Origin of the sequence: Fluviicola sp. (assembly GCF_029266855.1) — a bacterium.
Classification (GTDB): domain Bacteria; phylum Bacteroidota; class Bacteroidia; order Flavobacteriales_D; family Crocinitomicaceae; genus Fluviicola.
The window spans coordinates 227,707-245,515 of the sequence record NZ_JAQSWB010000002.1 but is presented as its reverse complement, the minus strand read 5'-3'; the positions used below and the strand labels follow the sequence as shown (position 1 = coordinate 245,515).

General features: G+C 42.8%; 17 protein-coding genes. 3 read left to right on the top strand and 14 right to left on the bottom strand.

Features of this window, described 5'->3' with window-relative positions; genetic code table 11:
* The first annotated feature begins 274 nt into the window (after window positions 1-274).
* The 3 genes from K0S23_RS06530 (at window position 275) to K0S23_RS06520 (ending at window position 1,859) form a co-directional block, all read left to right on the top strand.
* On the top strand, window positions 275-595 hold the full coding sequence (locus tag K0S23_RS06530; RefSeq protein ID WP_300355626.1) for a hypothetical protein: 321 nt from the start codon (window positions 275-277) through the stop codon (window positions 593-595).
* A gap of 75 nt (window positions 596-670) precedes the next feature.
* Entirely contained in the window at window positions 671-1,123 is a 453-nt protein-coding gene (locus K0S23_RS06525) for a hypothetical protein (protein WP_300355625.1), read from the top strand.
* A 124-nt stretch (window positions 1,124-1,247) separates the two neighbouring features.
* Window positions 1,248-1,859 carry a hypothetical protein gene (locus K0S23_RS06520; protein WP_300355624.1) on the top strand — a complete coding sequence of 204 codons (612 nt, stop codon included), beginning with the start codon at window positions 1,248-1,250 and terminating at the stop codon, window positions 1,857-1,859.
* Between the two features lie 147 nt (window positions 1,860-2,006).
* Here K0S23_RS06520 and K0S23_RS06515 read toward each other — a convergent pair whose 3' ends face one another.
* The 14 genes from K0S23_RS06515 to K0S23_RS06450 all read right to left on the bottom strand — a co-directional run bounded on the left by K0S23_RS06515 (window position 2,007) and on the right by K0S23_RS06450 (window position 17,775).
* Window positions 2,007-2,231 (bottom strand): KOW motif-containing protein, encoded by a 225-nt coding sequence (locus K0S23_RS06515; RefSeq protein ID WP_300355623.1) that lies wholly within the window; start codon window positions 2,229-2,231, stop codon window positions 2,007-2,009.
* A 38-nt stretch (window positions 2,232-2,269) separates the two neighbouring features.
* Window positions 2,270-4,054, bottom strand: a complete 1,785-nt coding sequence (locus tag K0S23_RS06510; RefSeq protein WP_300355622.1) for a chloride channel protein — start codon at window positions 4,052-4,054, stop codon at window positions 2,270-2,272.
* Between the two features lie 192 nt (window positions 4,055-4,246).
* On the bottom strand, window positions 4,247-7,534 hold the full coding sequence (locus K0S23_RS06505; RefSeq protein ID WP_300355621.1) for a gliding motility-associated C-terminal domain-containing protein: 3,288 nt from the start codon (window positions 7,532-7,534) through the stop codon (window positions 4,247-4,249).
* 255 nt (window positions 7,535-7,789) lie between these two features.
* Entirely contained in the window at window positions 7,790-9,049 is a 1,260-nt protein-coding gene (locus K0S23_RS06500) for a pitrilysin family protein (protein WP_300355620.1), read from the bottom strand.
* The gene (locus K0S23_RS06495) at window positions 9,046-10,287 is read right to left on the bottom strand and encodes a pitrilysin family protein (RefSeq protein WP_300355619.1); all 1,242 of its coding nucleotides are present in this window, start codon (window positions 10,285-10,287) and stop codon (window positions 9,046-9,048) included. Before K0S23_RS06495 ends, K0S23_RS06500 begins: the two co-directional genes overlap by 4 nt.
* The gene (locus K0S23_RS06490) at window positions 10,284-11,240 is read right to left on the bottom strand and encodes a nitronate monooxygenase (RefSeq protein WP_300355618.1); all 957 of its coding nucleotides are present in this window, start codon (window positions 11,238-11,240) and stop codon (window positions 10,284-10,286) included. The genes K0S23_RS06495 and K0S23_RS06490 overlap by 4 nt, the downstream gene beginning before the upstream one ends.
* A gap of 456 nt (window positions 11,241-11,696) precedes the next feature.
* Window positions 11,697-12,074 carry a hypothetical protein gene (locus K0S23_RS06485; protein ID WP_300355617.1) on the bottom strand — a complete coding sequence of 126 codons (378 nt, stop codon included), beginning with the start codon at window positions 12,072-12,074 and terminating at the stop codon, window positions 11,697-11,699.
* A gap of 133 nt (window positions 12,075-12,207) precedes the next feature.
* On the bottom strand, window positions 12,208-13,446 hold the full coding sequence (gene fabF, locus K0S23_RS06480) for a beta-ketoacyl-ACP synthase II (RefSeq protein ID WP_300355616.1): 1,239 nt from the start codon (window positions 13,444-13,446) through the stop codon (window positions 12,208-12,210).
* Window positions 13,447-13,947: a PaaI family thioesterase gene (locus tag K0S23_RS06475; protein WP_300355615.1), complete on the bottom strand. Its 501-nt coding sequence runs from the start codon at window positions 13,945-13,947 to the stop codon at window positions 13,447-13,449.
* 62 nt (window positions 13,948-14,009) lie between these two features.
* A complete protein-coding gene (locus K0S23_RS06470; RefSeq protein WP_300355614.1) occupies window positions 14,010-14,699 on the bottom strand; it encodes an SDR family NAD(P)-dependent oxidoreductase in 690 nt (229 codons plus the stop codon).
* A gap of 112 nt (window positions 14,700-14,811) precedes the next feature.
* The gene (locus K0S23_RS06465) at window positions 14,812-15,999 is read right to left on the bottom strand and encodes an acetyl-CoA C-acyltransferase (RefSeq protein WP_300355613.1); all 1,188 of its coding nucleotides are present in this window, start codon (window positions 15,997-15,999) and stop codon (window positions 14,812-14,814) included.
* A 69-nt stretch (window positions 16,000-16,068) separates the two neighbouring features.
* A complete protein-coding gene (locus tag K0S23_RS06460) occupies window positions 16,069-16,659 on the bottom strand; it encodes a TetR/AcrR family transcriptional regulator (protein WP_300355612.1) in 591 nt (196 codons plus the stop codon).
* Between the two features lie 244 nt (window positions 16,660-16,903).
* Window positions 16,904-17,197 (bottom strand): hypothetical protein, encoded by a 294-nt coding sequence (locus K0S23_RS06455; protein ID WP_300355611.1) that lies wholly within the window; start codon window positions 17,195-17,197, stop codon window positions 16,904-16,906.
* 143 nt (window positions 17,198-17,340) lie between these two features.
* Window positions 17,341-17,775: a hypothetical protein gene (locus K0S23_RS06450; protein WP_300355610.1), complete on the bottom strand. Its 435-nt coding sequence runs from the start codon at window positions 17,773-17,775 to the stop codon at window positions 17,341-17,343.
* Between the last annotated feature and the right edge of the window lie 34 nt (window positions 17,776-17,809).

Here is a 17,809-nt window from a genome sequence, read left to right as displayed (position 1 = left end):
CCCACGGAAGAGCGCAGATTCATAAACCCAAGTATAGCACGCAGATCCGAGATTTACGCAGGACTCTTGTTGTTTAAAGAAGCTGTACAAGATTGCTCCCGCAGAACGCTTACGCCTTAGCTTATGCTTACGCCGAAGCTTCAGCATAGGCGCACAGCGTTGGCGCATTGCGCAGAGGAGCGCAGATTTATAGTAACTCCGTGTTGTTGCATTTGGCGATGGTACAGAGAAATAATACTTACTTTTGCCAAAACAACTACTTTAAATCAAAAAAATGTCTGAACTAATTGATAACGATTTCCCACAGATTATTGACCCTGCCAAACAAGTTATCCTGCCAAACGATCAAAGCATTTTTTTAAAAGGACTTTTCGCACTCATTTTCTTTATTGTTCCGTTTTTTATGATTGCATTAATTCTTACAAAGATGTGCTTTGATGAATCTAAAATTGCCTTGGAGACATACAAAGCATCTCCACATCTTTACAAAGAAAGTTCCATTTCCAAAGTGAAAAGAGGCCGTTTATTGGTTTACATTGGTTTAGGAATTTTTGTATTTGAGTCAATCGTGTTTTTGGGATATATTTCCCGCTGATCTTATTCGGACATGTTTTTAAAGAAACAATACAGCTTCGAAATAAATCAAAACGAGGAGGTTTTAACTGGCTGCTTGAAAAACCTGAAAGGTAAAGATCAGATCTATCGAAATGTACTTGAAACTGAGTCTTATTCCATTGAATTCAACTGGGATGAATTCGTGGTCTCCCGCAAAGCAACCATGTCCAAGCGGGCGGGTATTGAGCCTGATGCACATATTCGGCTGGTTCACTTGTCTGAGAACCTTACGCGAGTTGATGTAAAGTTGAAGTTCTCGGAAATTGTATGGATGATCCTGGTATTCGTTCAATTAGGGATTATTGCTGTTACCCTTTTCGGTCCTTTTAACCGTTACCCCAACATACACTGGTGGTCTCGGATTCTTATAATGATTGGAGGTTCAGCTCTTTGGAATTTCATTATCTGGCTGATCTTCGTTAGCGAAGTGAAGACATTGGAGAATGTCATTCGGCAGGTATTTGAAGATTTGATTTTTCTCTCCCATAAGAATGTGCAAAGCACATGAAGACAAAGGCTCCTTCAATGAAGGAATAGCCTGAGGTAGTAAATGGAAGAACACGGAGTTTTAAATATGCAGAATTTCCAACTATTCACAACTAATTTCATCATCTGAACAAACCATCTTAACAATGAAATACATCCTACCTTATATCATCCTTGTATTAGTTGGATTTTCCTGCAAGAAAAGCAAGCATCCCTGTGAAGGAAAGTATACCCATTCATACACCACTATCAGTTCTTCTTTTGATTCATATCTTTTCAAAGAAAATTCTTATTGGGTCTACCGAAATGATTCAACTACTGAAATTGACAGCCAACGGGTCGTTTCTACCATCAATACCCAAATCGGATCCGGGGGAGGAAGTTCTTGTGGCAGTGCATACGCAGAGAAATACCAAATGCAGATAGAGTGCTCTTTTAACAATCAACATTTCAACTATAATATTATTGGGAGTTCCCTCTACAAACAGACGTTTGTTCCAGGTAATTATGAGGCGTATATTTTCAGTAATGCGGAGTCATTTACTTCTGGCAATGGTGTTCAGCTGCTGGAAACAATCCCATCAATGAACCTGAATGGAAACAGTATCCAACATATCAAAAAAGTTCGGGTGGATTTACCCGCATATGATATCATTTACTATTTTGCAAATGGTGTTGGGGTTATTAAATGGGAAGTTCTTCAAGGTACCAGTATCCTGGAATCATGGAGTATTAAATCCTGGGAGGTTGTACTTTAGATTTTAGTACGGGAAGTTGGAATCAAATTTTTCTTGTCGAGCCTTAACTTTACTAATCAAATAGACACAACCTGTCCCGCTGGTTCGGAATATCTATCCGTATTCATTCTCAAAACGTAGCAGAGTTGTCATTGTACAATGTATTAGCTACATCTGTGTCCCTCCGCGCTCGTCCGTGGGATTAATATGTATTTGCACATTTCTCCCCAAGGTTTTAAATCGCACTCCGTTTTCCTGTAAAACCGTAATTGTAATATGCCCCGTTTTACTTGTATTCAGATCCTGGACAATTCCGCTTTTGCCTTTATGCGTTCCTGCTATGACAAGACAGAAATCGCCGTTTTTTAATTCAAGAGTTTCTTTTTGATGCATAATCCTGATTTTATCTATTGTTAAGGGTTAGGTGAACATCACTCCACAATATTCTCCATCACCCGTTTTCTATACGCTTCCAAAAGACGATGCTTGGAATAATAACCCATTACCTGGTCGTTGTCGATCACCGGCAGGTAGTTCAATTTGGAATGTTCGAACATTTCCATCACCTGTTCCATTGTGTTTCGAGGGTTCAGGGAATACCGGATAGGCTCCATAACAAGTTCCAGAGGTGTTTTCGGTTCGGAAGAATAAACCGGTAAAATAGTAGGCAGATCGTCGAGGTAGATCATTCCTAGGAGGATTCCATTATCCGAAACGATCGGGATTAAGGCCTGGGGCGAATATTGGACAGTTAAGAACAAGGTCGAAACGGTATCGTCGGGTTTCAAAACTACCAGGGTTTCCTCCAGGATGTCTTCGCTGTCAATCGACGACAAGATATGACGGTCTTTGTCTGCGCGCACTACATGACCTTCATCTGCAAGCTTTACAATATCGAGCGAGTGGTTCAGGTAGCGTTTTGAAATGGCAAAGCTGATAGAAGAAACGATCATCAAAGGAATCATCAGGCCATAACCTCCCGTGATCTCTGCAATGAGGAAGATTGCAGTTAGGGGTGCATGAAACAAACCGCTGAGCAAACCGGCCATCCCCACCATGGTGAAATTGGTGATCGGAAGCGCAAAACCGATTCCGGTCAGATTCCAGCCATAGGCAAATGCAAAGCCGGTATAACTTCCTACGAATAACGAAGGGGCAAAATTCCCGCCGTTTCCTCCCGAGCCCAGAGTCAAGCCGGTTGCAATGGCTTTCATGAAAATAACAGCCCCGATAAACAGCAAGGGGAACCACGATTGCTTGAAGGATTCAAATAAGGTTCCATCCAGCAGGTTGAAGACTTTCTCGGTCGAAAGCGAACGGATACTATCGTAGCCCTCACCGAATAAAGATGGGAAAATAAAAATGAGTGTAGACAAAAGTAGAGCTCCTGCTATTCCCTTTTGATAAGGTTTCAGTTTCCAGTGCTCCACCCAGGTTTCGATCCGGTTGAAAACGCGTGAATGATACACGGCAATGATTCCTGTCAGAACACCCAGAACGATGTAAAAAGGAACGTTGTGGATTTCAAAAGCTTCCATGTTCTTAAAGGACAAAAGAATGCTCTCGTTCAGAATAGCAGCTGAAAGCAGGGCACCCGAAGCCGAAGCCAGCATCAAGGGAATAAAAGCGGTGATCCCGACATCGGCAAGCAGCACTTCCATCGTAAACAAGACTCCGGCGATCGGTGCATTAAAAGCTGCTGCTATTCCGGCTGCAACACCGCAGGCGAGTAATAAAGTCCGTTCTTTTGTCGAGAGCTTGTAAACCCGTGCATAATTGGAACCGAAGGCCGCGCCGGTGATCGTAACCGGTGATTCCAGTCCGGCAGAGCCGCCGAAACCGACAGTAACGGATGAGGTTATGACTTGTGCATACATCTGCTTCCGGGGCATGATACTGGACTTCTTATTGATTGCGTAGATGATGCGCCAGGTTCCTTTCTCCAGTTTACCATTCAGCAGTTTGCGCGTAATGAAGATTGTCAATACAATTCCGAAAACCGGTAAAATGAAATCAACATACTTAAAATGCAATTGCTGATTGAGTTCTTTGGCGAAGACCAGCACCATGTGTGCAAAGGATTTAAGTATCACCACTGCAAGTGCGGATGAGAGTCCGACAATCACACTTGAAATCAATAAGAACTGCCGGGGAGTTAAACTATTTCTGAGAAAGAAGATTCCACCGGATAATTTTCGCAAAAATCGTGACAACATAAGCTAAAAATACAACTTATAATTATGTCCTCCCCCTTTATCCTCCTCCAAAGGGGGAAATTTGATCCGATTTTCAAAAAAAATGGAACTACAAGTAGAATAACTTATTTGAACAGTTTGAATTGATCGATTCTGAGTACCCAGTTTTGAGCTTCCCTTTTGGAGGAATTGAGGTGGGAGGAAAACGATTTATTAATGTATAACGCTCACATTTCCGCGGAAGTAATACTCCTGGTTATTTCCATCGACTACTTTCAGAACGTAGACGTAGAGATTCGGGGCAACTAATTTCCCGCTCTGCTGATGAACTCCATCCCAACCCACTGTCGGATCGTTTGTTTGGAATACTACCTGGCCCCAGCGATCTACAATGGAAAATTCATACTTGGAAACATCCTGGAATGAAACGACCGGAATAAAAATGGGGTTTAATCCGCCCGGAGTGAAGGCATTCGGTACATAAACCAAAGGTTCTATCACCGCACACACATCGTTTGAAAGACTTAGTTCCTGGAAGCCGTATTGATTTATCGCCTCTTCGGCTATTACGTAATAACACACTTTACCGCTGTGCTCAAAGCCCAATTCGTCGACCAAATCTTCATAATAGCGTTGATCCGGCGGAAGAATTACTGTTGGAGCAGAAGGGAAAACACCATCAATCCCCCTGTAAACCTGGTATTGCAAGACACCTCCATCGTAATCTCCGTAAGAAGACCAGTTCAAATAAGTCGATAAGCGGGTTTGATCGGCTGTAACGCGCAGTAACACCGTTCTTGCCCTGTTCGAAATTGCACCCAGGTTTCCGCAGCTATCCACAACAATTGCACGGTAGGTATAACTGAAATTGTCTACATCGACATCCGAATCGGTGATTGACAAGGTAGAACTTGAAGCAGGAACGACACCCAGGAGATCAAACTGACCGGTAGACAGGTTGAACTTTTCAAAGCGGATCGCCTGTACACTTGTTCCCGTTGAGATCTCATGTCTCAGCACAATGGTATTTTGATCTACCGTTGCCACGCGCAAATAATTGATTGCCGGAGGAGTTGGTGCCGTAATGGTAAAAGATTGAATATTTGAAAAGGATTCAAACCCACTCGAGTTATTCGCCCGAATGAAGACGCTGTAATTTTGGAGCGGAGTGCAATCCAGGTTGTAAGACTCATCGGTAGTTGTTGTAACCGGAATCCACGGTCCTGTCCCTTCCCGGACAAAAATGGTGTAACCGGTCAGACTTGTTCCCCATCCGAGATAAGGTGTCCACGACAACGCTGCCTGGGCTGTACAACTGTTCGTACTGTAAGTGAGGAACATGCTGGAATGCAGCTCAGCCTTAGCCGAAGTTTGATAAGTTGGCGGAATCGCAGGTGTAAAACAAGAGTCAAACGCGGCAATCGAATACGTTTCCGGGCCCGTGACCGGAATCGGGTGTGTGTAAGTGGTATTCGCAATTCCCCAAACGGTATCGATCTCTACGATAAATCCGTTCACATCTTTGTGATAAACAATGTAACCGTAAGTATCCGGTTCGTAGTTCTGATCCCAGGTAATGATCACATTCCCCGTAAGCGTATCAATGGAAACACTTGAGATAACCGGGATTTTCGGGGTAATATCATCCTGCAGGTTATCCCCGACAATATTGGAAGACCATTGACAGGTCGGCGTTGAATAAACTACCTGGTAATTCAGGAAAGCGGAACAAATATCGATGGTATCTATAAAATGAGTGGTATTGTAAGGAAGAACAGCTATGGATGTCCATGTTCCGGCCGGGTATTCGCGGTAAATCGTACAAAAGTTATCCATTCCGGGCAGCGGATTCGGAGCAGGAAGATTCCAATCCAATACTGCCGTTCCGTTTGCGGGATTCAGCAGGTCCAGATGCACATTTTTAACCGTATCGCTAGACAAAGTAACATTGCACCCTGACTGCACCTGTACATAATAATCATTTTCAACACCGGGATTCGGAACAGTAACCGTAGTAGTTCCAATCGGGTAATTCCCGATCAGGCCGTTCTGGATGGAATACAATTCGAAATCAACAAAGGTGTTATTGGGATTTAAAACGGGATCCCAGGTAATATTCAGATCACCATTCGGCTGTGAAGAGATACAATTGATCGTTGTAGCCGGAATGATTCCCGGGTTCTTTACATGAATGGTAATTGTTTTAAAAGTTGTTTTCGGAATCTGGCAGAAATTATCCTGCACTCTGAATACGAAAGTATAGGTTTTCTCATCGTCTGTATTTCCAAACGCATCAATCAAATGCGCGCAGTCTGTCTGCCATGAAAAATTGGTCGACACTCCCTGAACTCCTGTAATTACAGGAGTTTGATTCAAAGTTGCACACGGTGCCACATCACAACCGGAAGTACTGGTAAAATTAGTTCCGAATTGAGAACCACTTGCTATCAGGTAATTATTTTGCGGTGTTCCGTCCTGTAAAAATTCAGCATCTGTTGCTGTAAGTGTAAAATTGACAAGTGTTCCCGCATCAACTGTTGTTTCGAAAAGACCTGCAAAAGGTCCGTTTATCACCGGTGCATTATTAGCCGCCGGGCAATTAGTAACGATCAGCTGCATTTCACGCTCTACTTCAGCGATCAATACTCCGTTCCGGTATGATTGTGCAATAACTTTCACTACAAATCCGCCAATGGTAAACGAGCGGAAACTCAAATGTCCGTTTTGAGAATCCAGGGTCAGAGGAACATTTCCAGCATTGAAAGAAGCATCCGGGGTTGGATTTGTGACACTAAAACCTGGTTCAAAAAGCACAAAATCGGGATCAACAGGCGGATTATAGCTTGTACCTTCAATCCGGTCCATTGGAGCGCCTAAAATCGTTACAACCGAATCAAGATCCTCATCAACCGGGTGCATGTTGTATTCGTAGTTCTCACCGGCACAAAGCACCAAATAAGGATCCTGCAGGAACCTTGGAGAGTTATCCGAACAAACTCCGGCTACAGCTCCGGGAATAGCATACATTGTAGCCCTGATCGTCACCCCGTAATTGGTTGGATTCGACAGGTTGGTAATGCTGCTGTTTCTTGAAAAATTGCTGTATGTAATAATCCAGCCCTGAGCGGGAGGAACACCCGACAAGATAACGGGATTAGACTGATAAATGATCTTTTCGATTGCTCCCACTCCATTTCCGGCATTAGGGCCTGAACCACAAGATAGAGGATTCGGGGAACCTGCAACGGGAGTACAAGCGGGTGAAATATCTGTTCTGCTGACGAATAATACCGGGATAGTCGACAAAGAAGGGTGATTCCAGATCTTCAGATTTTCAGAGACCGGGTTCACGTCCACGCCGTTACAATCGCGGTAAAACACCAATTGAAAGACATAGCCGTTTCCAGTACACGTCCATGTAATCTCACCACCCATTACGTGGGTAGCATTAGCTTTCAGGCAGAAAGCACTTAAGATCACCAGGAGAAATACTCGAATCATAAATATATTTAACGTAAAAATCGTCGTTTTAGTTTAAAATCCAACATAAGAATTGAAGTGACAGTTTTAGCGCAAATCTCTATTCAAAAGATTCCTTTGTATCATTTGCTTAACGGTAAGAATTAAAAAACAATTCTTTTTGACCCGCAAAGAAAAGGAGAGCGCAAAGGTTGGAACACTACTTTATAATTGTCATCATCCAATTTCTTACGTTACCTACTTTAAAAACGTACAAATTGCGAATGCGTTGTGTTTTTAGCCGGCTGTAATGATTAAAAAGTCTTCAAAGTTCAGATATTGCCGGGCCAATTCCTGTACCCGGGCAGGAGAAATCTCTTTGATCTTCTGAATGGCGTCATCGTAAAATTCCAATGTGAGGCCGTACATATCCACACTGTTGTACATATCCAGCATGGCGTAAGGTCCGTCTGCACTTTTCAGCAGCTGACCCAGCATATAATTTTTGACCAGGTCCAGCTCATCGTCAGAAACCAATTCATTCTGCAAACGCTCCAATTCAAATTTGATCTCATGCAGGGTAAGATCCAATACCTCTTTTCCTACTTCAGTTACGATGACGAAATAGCCGGTCTTATTCATATCCATTACTCCCGAACCAATGCCGTAAGTATAGCCTTTGTCTTCTCGGATATTAGACATCAGTCTCGAGCCGAAATAATCTCCTAAAATGGTATTCAGCACTTGGAAATCAATGTAATCCGGGTGCGATTTCGGGAACAAAAACCGTCCCATTCTGACAGCACACTGTACCGCGTCATTCTTGGGAAAGTCAATACGCTGTGCCTGGAATTTGAAATCCCCGGCATGTTGTACTTTTCCATCCACAGCCCATTTACCGAATAAATCGATCAGGGCATCCACCTCATCCACTTCCAGGTCTCCTACAAGGGTAATCCGTGTAAGTCCTTCGAGGTAATGTTCTCTCCAGTATTTCTTATAAGCCAAAACAGCCGGTTCATCGTAATCGGATTCTTCGGAAATAGTGGAATAATCTGCATTGGAGGCAAACAAATACTTTCTGAATTGCTGCTGTGCCACATATTTCACTTTCTGCTGATTAACAGCAAACTGTTGTCTCATGGAACGCAAAACATCTTCTACTTCTGTTTCCCTGAAAGCAAGTCCCTGGATAGCGTCTGCAACGATATTGGAAATCTGGCGGATGTGTTCGCGCAGGCAGTAAATACTTACTACCGCATTTTCAAAAGAAATATCCGTATCCAAAAATCCGCCCAGGGCATCAATTTTCTCATGGATTTCTACCGATGAAAATTCCTTTGTTCCGCTGAGCAATAAGCTATGAACAATTGCCGGAATACTTTTATTTCCGCGTGTAATTCCCGCATCAAAGAACAGGTCCAGGCGCACAGTATCATTCGGAACCTCCTTCATCCAAAGAAGTTTCACATGCTGTGTAACATCAAAAATCTGAGGTTTCACAAACGAAATATGATCTACCTGTTTCGTTTCAGGCTGCATGGTTCTCATATTCATTCTTTGATGGATTTAACGCGTAAAAGAGAAGTGTTTTCTTTCTTAAACAATTGATTTGCGACTACTTTCATTTGCTGAGCCGTGATGCTTTGGTATAAATTGTTTTCTTCGTTCACACCGTTTGCATCACCTAATAATTCGTACATGCATAGGTTCATTGCACGATTCAACAAACCTTGTTCCTGGAATTCCTTCACCGTTCTGATCTTATTTAAAAGCTTGGAAGTTTCCGCTTCAGACATCAGATCTTTTTTGATCACTTCCAGCAAAGGCCATAGCGCAGCATCCAATTCTTCAAAGGAAACGCCATCACTCAGTTTCCCGTCGATAATGAGCAAACCTTCGTCCATTGATCCGGTAATGTATGCATTGATCGAGGTAACCAGTTTCAGTTCTTTTTTCAAGCCGGAATACAAGCGGGAAGATTTTTCGCGTCCAAGGGCATCAGAAATAATATCCGTGACATAATATTCGAAACTTTTTCTTTCAGGCATTTTAAAACAGTAGTAGAATGCATCGCTCGGGACTTTCCGCTCAATGGTCAATTCCCGGTATTCTTTCTGTACCGGTTCCTTCGGTAAAATCCGTTCCGGTTTCAGGGATGCAGGAATGTCTCCATACCATTTATCAACCAAACGCCGGGTTTCTTCCAGCGAGATATTTCCCGCGATGCACAGAATGGCATTTGCAGGATGATAGTGGGCTTTGAAAAATGCCTTTACATCATCCATTGTCGCATCTTCAATGTGCTGAATGTTTTTCCCGATCGTCGCCCATTTGTAAGGGTGTTTCTTATAGGCCAGCGGTCTCAGTTCCAGCCATACATCTCCGTAAGGCTGATTCAGGTAACGCTGTTTAAATTCTTCAATGACCACATTGCGCTGCACTTCCAGGCTTTTTGGCGTAAACGCCAGCGACAGCATCCGGTCGCTTTCCAGCCACAGGGCAGTTTCAATATTTTGAACGGGAAGCACATCGTAATAGTTCGTAATATCGTTTGAGGTAAACGCATTGCTTTCTCCGCCCGCCCGCTGTAAAGGTGAATCGAAGTCGGGAATATTGACAGAGCCGCCAAACATCAGATGCTCAAACAAGTGAGCAAAGCCGGTCTTCTCTTCCGATTCGTCACGCGCACCGACATCGTAAAGCGTATTGACTACCGCCATCGGAGTGGTGGGATCAAAATGGTGCAGAACCGTCAAGCCGTTCTCTAATTTAAATCGATTAAATGCGATCATTCAAATGCATATTTTGCCTCGCTTCGTTCATTCAAAGCAAGCTTAAATTCGGTTATTATTTCTTCGACAATTTCTCCGGCGGGTTTCATTTCAGAGATCAGCCCCGAAATTTGTCCTACTTCCAGCTCGCCTTCCACCAGGTCGCCTTCAAACATGCCACGTTTTGCCCTGCCTCTTCCCAGCAGTTCGTTCAACTCCTCATCGGTAGCGCAGCGTTCGTAAGCTTCCTCCACCTTTTCAAAGAAGGCATTCTTAACCAGGCGCACTGGCGTCAGTTCTTTCAGTGTCAGCATGGTATCACCTTCCTTAGCTTTCAAAACCACTTCCTTGAAATTTTGATGAGCAGAAGATTCAGGTGAAGCAATAAAACGGGAACCGATCTGAACTGCATCCGCCCCCAGGGTCATAGCAGCGAGCATTCCCCTTCCTGTTCCGATTCCTCCTGCAGCGATCAAGGGAATAGAAACTGCTGCTTTTACCAATGGAATGAGGCACATGGTAGTCGTTTCATCGCGACCGTTGTGTCCACCCGCTTCAAATCCTTCCGCTACAATCGCATCAACACCCGCTTCCTGCGCCTTTAGTGCAAACTTTGCCGAAGAGACTACATGAACAACCGTAATCCCGGCTTCTTTTAAGCGGGCGGTATACGTTTTCGGGTTTCCGGCTGAAGTGAATACAATGGGAACCTGATGTTTAATGATCGTTTGAATATGATCCTCAATATTCGGATAAAGCATCGGGAGATTTACTGCAAAAGGTTTTTGAGTTGCTTCCTTGCATTTACGGATATGTTCGTCTAAAATTTCGGGATACATGGAACCGGAACCAATGATTCCAAGTCCGCCGGCATTGGAAACTGCACTGGCTAGTTCCCACCCGGAACACCAGATCATTCCGGCCTGAATCAAGGGATATTTTATCTGAAAAAGTTCAGTGATTTTATTTTTCATGAAGCGTTTTTCTACTTTCAATTTTTCAGTAACGAAAATACAAAAGAATCCCCTCTTAACGTTGGAAGAAGTGGTTTTTTACCAGTAGGAGCGAAAAAAAAATTCAGCCCTACCAGCAATTCCGGTTAGCACATGCAAGACGCTCGCGCTAGCTGGAGAGACAAGCTGTTAAATTTCAATACAAAAGTCGCTTTATAGTCGCTCTATCTACGCTCTATCTACGTTATGTCCTTCGGCTTTTCCGTCTTGACTAAAGCAGATCAAACAAATGATCGCTTCGGATCGAGTGAGACGGAGCCTTCCGCCGCGGCGGACTAGCGCTGTCCTTCGGCTATTCTGTCTTGTGAGACAGAGCCTCAGTCTTCGTCAGCTAGCGCTGACTCTTATCTACGAAGTATCTTTTAACAAAAAAGCCCTGACGATAAATGTCAAGGCTTTTCAATTTATTTGAATGAATCATTCCGCTTTTATCTGCTTGATAGACTCATCAATTTCTTTGGAAAGTTCCGGCATTTGTTTTTTCAGGTTTTCCATAGACTTAATAGTCTCTTCCTTAAATTCACCGTAACCACTGCATTCTTTCATCTCTTTACGCAATTTCTCCTGGCTTGCTTTGTCCTCCTTCCCTTCGTAAATTTTCTTGCACTTAGCTTCTTCCGCTTTGTGCTCTTCCATATACTTTTTCTGGAACGTTCCGTCAAAATTGTGCTCACGGTCGCCTTTCATCATTTCAGTAGCCATGTCTGTGCAATCACACAACTCACTCTGCTTTGTACAAGATTGAATTGTCATGAATCCCAATCCAAGTACAGCAATTAGTTTTAAATTTTTCATTCGTCTGAATTTAGTTGTAGTAAATGTACTATTAAAAATAATTACGGATTGCGAATTCCTGATTACGAATGAATGGAATTTGAGATAAACTTGCAATTAGTTGCTTATTGAGGCTAATTCGAGTCTTTATCAATTAAATTTCTTTGAAAATGACAATGCTGTTGTGTCCGCCGAAACCGAAAGTATTGCTCATTGCTACTTTCACCTGCTTTTCAAAGGCTGTATTCTTTACAAGATGTAATTTCCCCGGAATTGCCGGATCCGGGTTGTGAAGATTGATCGTCGGAGGAATGATGTTCTCATTCATGGACTTAACAGACAGAATCGCCTCCACAGCCCCGGCTGCACCCAATAAATGTCCGGTCATAGACTTGGTTGCGCTGATACTCAAAGGACTCTCATCTCCGAATACACTCCGGATAGCCGTGATCTCACTTAAATCACCTACCGAAGTGGATGTGGCGTGTGCATTCAGGTAATCGATCTGCCGGGGATTCAAACCCGCTTCTTCCATTGCCAATTCCATTGCTTTGATCGCCCCTATCCCATCCGGGTGTGTGGCAGTCATGTGATAGGCATCAGCCGTCATGGAAGCACCGACCATTTCCCCATAAATTTTCGCTCCCCGTTGTTTTGCATGTTCGTATTCTTCCAGGATTAACGCTCCGGCACCTTCTCCCATCACAAATCCATCGCGCTGCGTATCAAAGGGACGGCTCGCTTCTGCAGGAGAAGCGTTATTTGTCGACATGGCCTTCATTGCATTGAATCCGGCTACGGAAGCTTCGGTAATCGGGGCCTCGGAACCACCGGAAACAAATACTTTCGCCTTTCCCAAACGAATATAATTGAAGGCATCCATCAAGGCAGTATTGGAAGTAGCGCAGGCTGAAACCGTGGTATAGTTAATTCCCTGTAAACCGAATTTAATGGAAATCATCCCGGAAGCCATATTGGCAATGAGTTTCGGAACAAAGAAGGGATTGAATTTCGGAATGAAGTTCGATTGGGTATACTGCTTCACTTCTTCTTCAAAAGTTCCCATTCCTCCCTGTCCGCTTCCCCAAATAACGCCTATATCAAAAGGCGAGATCCGCTCCAGGTCCAATCCCGAATCCTCCAGGGCCTGGGCAGCTGCATACAGCGCGTACTGGGTAAAGAGATCACTTCGCTTGATTTCCGCATGGCTCAAATACCTGGCAGGATCGAAGGAATCAATTTCGCAGGCAAATTGAGTCTTAAAATGAGCAGCATCGAAGCGGGTAATGTTGCGTGCACCACTTTTCCCCTTCAAACTGTTCTCCCAAAATTCACTTACTGTTTTACCCAAGGGATTTACAGTTCCCATTCCTGTTATAACTACACGTTTCATTTATTCGTTTTTTAAAAGCATACAAGTTGAAACCCCGTACGCATATTTTTTTCCGTTTTCATCCGTTAGTGAAGCTTCCAGCAATGCCGTTTTACTTCCCAAATGAATTATTTTTCCGCTCGCAGTAAGTTTCCCTGCTCCGGCACGAACCATTTTCAGGAAATTGACCTTCAATTCCAAGGTGGTGTAAACCATTCCTTTCGGTAAAAGAGAATGCAGCGCACAACCCATTGCCGAATCGAGGATCGCCGTGATCACTCCGCCATGCACACTTCCATTGGGGTTGTAATGGAATGCTTGCGGTTCAAAATAAAAACCCGCTTTCCCTTCTTCGATTTCCCCGATCGAAAAATCAAGTGTATTCATCAAAGGAGAAGCCGGAGCCTCCCCTCTTTTGATCGCTAACAAATAATCCAAACCTGAAAGGTTCTTCGACAATTCCACTCCCTCCAGGGGATTTCCCCAGGAATACATGCGTTCGCGTTGTTTGATTGCTTCCATACGTTATAAGTTAAACAAGTTCAAAATTGATCTGATTGAACACTTTGAATCCTTTGAACTACTTATACTGTTACAAATTCCTTTGACATTCCGACAGGGACCAACCATTGGTTTTTCTCTAAAGCGCGGATCAATTCATCGGCAACTTCTTTTGGCGGAATTCCGTTTTCTCCGCCGATTTCCTTCGAAAACTCTGTATTTACCAAAGGCGGGATCAATTCAAATACATTCACACGGTTTTCAAAAGTCTCGCGTAGAATATCCGTATAGGCCTTCAACGCAGATTTACTTGCGGTGTAAGTCGGAAGCATTTTTTGAGGAAAATAGGCAACGATAGAAGTAACGTTTACAATAGCTGAATCTTCATTTTTTAATAATGTCGGGAGTAATTTCTCAGTCAAACTGACAACAGACAAATAATTTGTCTCCATCTCACGACTTGCTTTTGAGTAAGCACCTGCATTCGCAGCCAATTCATACACATCCGTATAACCTGCATTATTAATGACCAGATTCAATTCGGGGTGGTCCTCTTTGATTTTAGCAAGCAGCCGATCCGTACTTTCAGGATCCGTTACATCTCCTGCAATTGGAATAACATTTTCCAATTGATCAGCGGCCTGTTTTAGTTTGTCTGCATTTCGCCCTGTGATCAAGACCTTGTTTCCCAATTGAGAAAATTGTTTTGCCAATTCGAACCCGATTCCTGCAGAACCTCCTGTAATTAAGATTGTGTTTCCGTTTGTTTTCATTTGTTTTATTTATTTGTTTGTTTGAAAAAGAAGACTGAAAGACCATTAGGCTCAAGATCAAAGACAGAATCTGTCAAAAGCCCGAGGTCTTACATTTTTAGTCTTTGATATTTTACCTCGTTTGTATATTTTCTATCAGCATTGCCGTAGCGCCGCCCCCACCGTTACAGATAGCAGCCATGCCATATTTTGCGTTTTGTTGTTGTAAGATATGTGTCAGTGTCACCAGGATCCTGGCTCCCGAAGCTCCCAAAGGATGACCCATCGCAACCGCACCGCCTTTGATGTTTACCTTTTCCGGATCAACTCCTGCCAAACGCGCATTAATAATCGGAACATTCGCATATGCTTCGTTCATTTCGAAATAATCGATCTCATCGATTCCAATCCCCGCTTTTTGAAGTGTTTTTTCAATGGCTATGGACGGAGAAGTTGTGAACCATTCCGGGGACTGAGCAGCATCCGAAAAAGCAACAATACGGGCCAGAGGCTTTAAGTTATGTGCTTCCAGGAATTTCCCTGAGACAATGATCAGAATAGCGGCACCATCATTCAGGTTCGAAGCATTCGCAGCTGTAATTGATCCATCGGTTTCAAAGATCGGTTTCAGCTGGCTCACTTTTTCGGGGTTCAGCTTTTCGATATCCTCATCGGAATCATAAATAAACTCTCCTTTTTTTGTTCGAATCGTAAGCGGCGTTATTTCATCCTTAAAACTTCCCGAGAGGTGTGCACTTTTTGCTTTGGCAAATGATCTCAAGGTATATTCATCCTGTTCTTCACGCGAGATTCCATATTTCGTATTGGCTAATTCGGCAGCACTTCCCATATGGAAATCGTGATAGGGATCCCACAAACCATCTTTAAGCATTCCATCAATGATATTCTGGTGACCGGTTTTATGTCCTTCCCGGTGGTTTTCGATATAATACGGCGCATTCGACATACTTTCCATTCCGCCGGCAACCACCACATCACTCGTACCCAAGAGAACAGACTGAACCGCATAGGAAACAGATTTAATTCCCGAAGAACAAATCTTGTTTATCGTTGTGGCATCCACCTCATCGGGAATTCCTGCAGCACGAGCTGCCTGTCTTGCAGGAGCCTGGCCAATATTTGCAGATAGCACATTTCCCAAAATCACTTCGTTCACATTAGCTGGTTCAATTCCTGCTTTTGTCAGTGCACTTTTTATGACCTCCGCAGCAAGTTGCGGTGCAGAAAGCGAGCTCAAGGACCCCATAAAACCTCCGGTTCCTGTTCGGGTAGCTGCTAAAATGTATGCTTTATTTTCCACGTTTTTTTTATTTTTAACTCGTTCGTAATTCCACAATATACCAACCGGTATATTTTTAGGTAAAAAAAATCAAATTGTCATTTCCCCGATCATTTTCCGGATCAGATTCAAGTTCGACATTAAATGTCTTTTGTTCTTCAGGGTTTTCGACAGTAAAACACCGCCTTCGATCAATGACAGGAAGTTATCCGCAAATTCAGCCGGATTGGTTCCGGGAGCATAAAACGATTTCTTTACTCCGTATGCCACCACACTTTCCACATGTGCATGCCAATCCGTTAAAGCCAAACGAACACGATCATACAACAAGGGATTAGAATCATCCGAATCAATGGCAGTATTCATGATCGGGCAACCTCCGCCAATAACCACTTTATCAAAGACCTCAGCATAGAAATCCACATAAACAAGCAATTGCTCCGTAGGATCTTTTAATCCCAGAGACCGGCTAACGATCCCATTTCTTATTTTCTCCAGGTTGTAATCGAAAACGGCGGCAGCCAATTCATTTTTGTCTTTGAAATTCCCGTAAACGCTTCCTTTCGTGAGTCCGGTTGCAGCCGTAATATCCGAAATAGAAGTTCCTTCGTATCCTTTACTGTTAAATATCGGAGCCGTTGTTTCTATAATGAACTGACGTGTACGTTCTGCCTTTGTCATGAATTTTTGATTCAATTTCAAGAACAAATGTAAGTCTTTTTTCTAATTAAATACCAATTGGTATATTATTTAATGTTTTTCAAAACAAAAAATTGTGAAAATTTATTTAACCGCAAAGGCCCAAAGAGGATTTCAGGAACTTTGCGACCTCCGTTTCTTAGCGGTTAAAGAAGTGTTCTAAAGAAAATATCGATGCACCAAGTATACAAAATCTTGTGGGCTTCGTGGTTAAAAATAGTTCTGCTTAATTCACAAACAAAGCCGGGTATTCGTCCTTTTGATTAATAAAGAACTCAATTTCTGCCGGCAGATTTGTGCGGCCAAACAAGCGGGAAACGGGATCACCACTTCCAGCATTAAAATAATCTTCCAGGTTGCGGTACTGAACGATCTCAACACTTTTAATAATGTCTTTTGCGAGCCAGTAAATATTCTTGATTTTTCCGTAAGCGAATACTTTCATACCGGTTCCCTGAAGATCCGGAATAGTGTCAGAGAATTCGATCAAATCTTTGACAAGTCTAACAGGTATAGCCATAACACAACATTTTCACTTTCAGCCAATTACAGGTAAATTCAATCTGCTGTTTTTGATTACACCGGAAAGTTACGATTTTTAATTTTTGCTTGTTAGAAGAACTTTTGAACAGTTTTTAAACTTAACATTAAGGTAACATTGGATTACTGAACTTGTCTTGTAGATTTATATCTCAAAATGAGTTGTTTGAATTCCTTTAAATCTTTTTTGCGGTATTTTCTTATCTTCCATGAGGTCACAATCGAATCTTTGTCCAGGTATAGCACCAGGCTTTTGGTTAAGGGCTTCCATCCATTTCCCCTTGAGATAATCATTTCCATTTTTAACGTATCATTTATCATAAACAACTCCGCATCACGTGATCCGAACAAGCTTCTCAATTGAGGCACGCTCATTCCTTTGAGGTGATAATTTTTCAGCAAGTCTTCAAGCATATCATCCCTCCTGTCGTAAGTTCCATTGAATTGCTTATGATTCCAGTCGGATTTATTAAACTTTGAAAATGTCGCCGTATAGTACATGGTAAAAAGCAGACCTACAAAAACAATTACAGAGCAGAAAATAATGGTTTTTTTCATGGGTATCATTTGATTGGGGACGAAAGGTAATCGT

What these genes read in the sequence shown, in the direction of transcription:
- K0S23_RS06455 (WP_300355611.1), bottom strand. Translation starts at nt 17,197, where the DNA reads ATGGCTATACCTGTTAGACTTGTCAAAGATTTGATCGAATTCTCTGAC.
- K0S23_RS06485 (WP_300355617.1), bottom strand. Translation starts at nt 12,074, where the DNA reads ATGAAAAATTTAAAACTAATTGCTGTACTTGGATTGGGATTCATGACA.
- fabF (WP_300355616.1), bottom strand. Translation starts at nt 13,446, where the DNA reads ATGAAACGTGTAGTTATAACAGGAATGGGAACTGTAAATCCCTTGGGT.
- K0S23_RS06500 (WP_300355620.1), bottom strand. Translation starts at nt 9,049, where the DNA reads ATGAATATGAGAACCATGCAGCCTGAAACGAAACAGGTAGATCATATT.
- K0S23_RS06505 (WP_300355621.1), bottom strand. Translation starts at nt 7,534, where the DNA reads ATGATTCGAGTATTTCTCCTGGTGATCTTAAGTGCTTTCTGCCTGAAA.
- K0S23_RS06510 (WP_300355622.1), bottom strand. Translation starts at nt 4,054, where the DNA reads ATGTTGTCACGATTTTTGCGAAAATTATCCGGTGGAATCTTCTTTCTC.
- K0S23_RS06495 (WP_300355619.1), bottom strand. Translation starts at nt 10,287, where the DNA reads ATGATCGCATTTAATCGATTTAAATTAGAGAACGGCTTGACGGTTCTG.
- K0S23_RS06520 (WP_300355624.1), top strand. Translation starts at nt 1,248, where the DNA reads ATGAAATACATCCTACCTTATATCATCCTTGTATTAGTTGGATTTTCC.
- K0S23_RS06515 (WP_300355623.1), bottom strand. Translation starts at nt 2,231, where the DNA reads ATGCATCAAAAAGAAACTCTTGAATTAAAAAACGGCGATTTCTGTCTT.
- K0S23_RS06460 (WP_300355612.1), bottom strand. Translation starts at nt 16,659, where the DNA reads ATGACAAAGGCAGAACGTACACGTCAGTTCATTATAGAAACAACGGCT.
- K0S23_RS06450 (WP_300355610.1), bottom strand. Translation starts at nt 17,775, where the DNA reads ATGAAAAAAACCATTATTTTCTGCTCTGTAATTGTTTTTGTAGGTCTG.
- K0S23_RS06475 (WP_300355615.1), bottom strand. Translation starts at nt 13,947, where the DNA reads ATGGAAGCAATCAAACAACGCGAACGCATGTATTCCTGGGGAAATCCC.
- K0S23_RS06530 (WP_300355626.1), top strand. Translation starts at nt 275, where the DNA reads ATGTCTGAACTAATTGATAACGATTTCCCACAGATTATTGACCCTGCC.
- K0S23_RS06470 (WP_300355614.1), bottom strand. Translation starts at nt 14,699, where the DNA reads ATGAAAACAAACGGAAACACAATCTTAATTACAGGAGGTTCTGCAGGA.
- K0S23_RS06490 (WP_300355618.1), bottom strand. Translation starts at nt 11,240, where the DNA reads ATGAAAAATAAAATCACTGAACTTTTTCAGATAAAATATCCCTTGATT.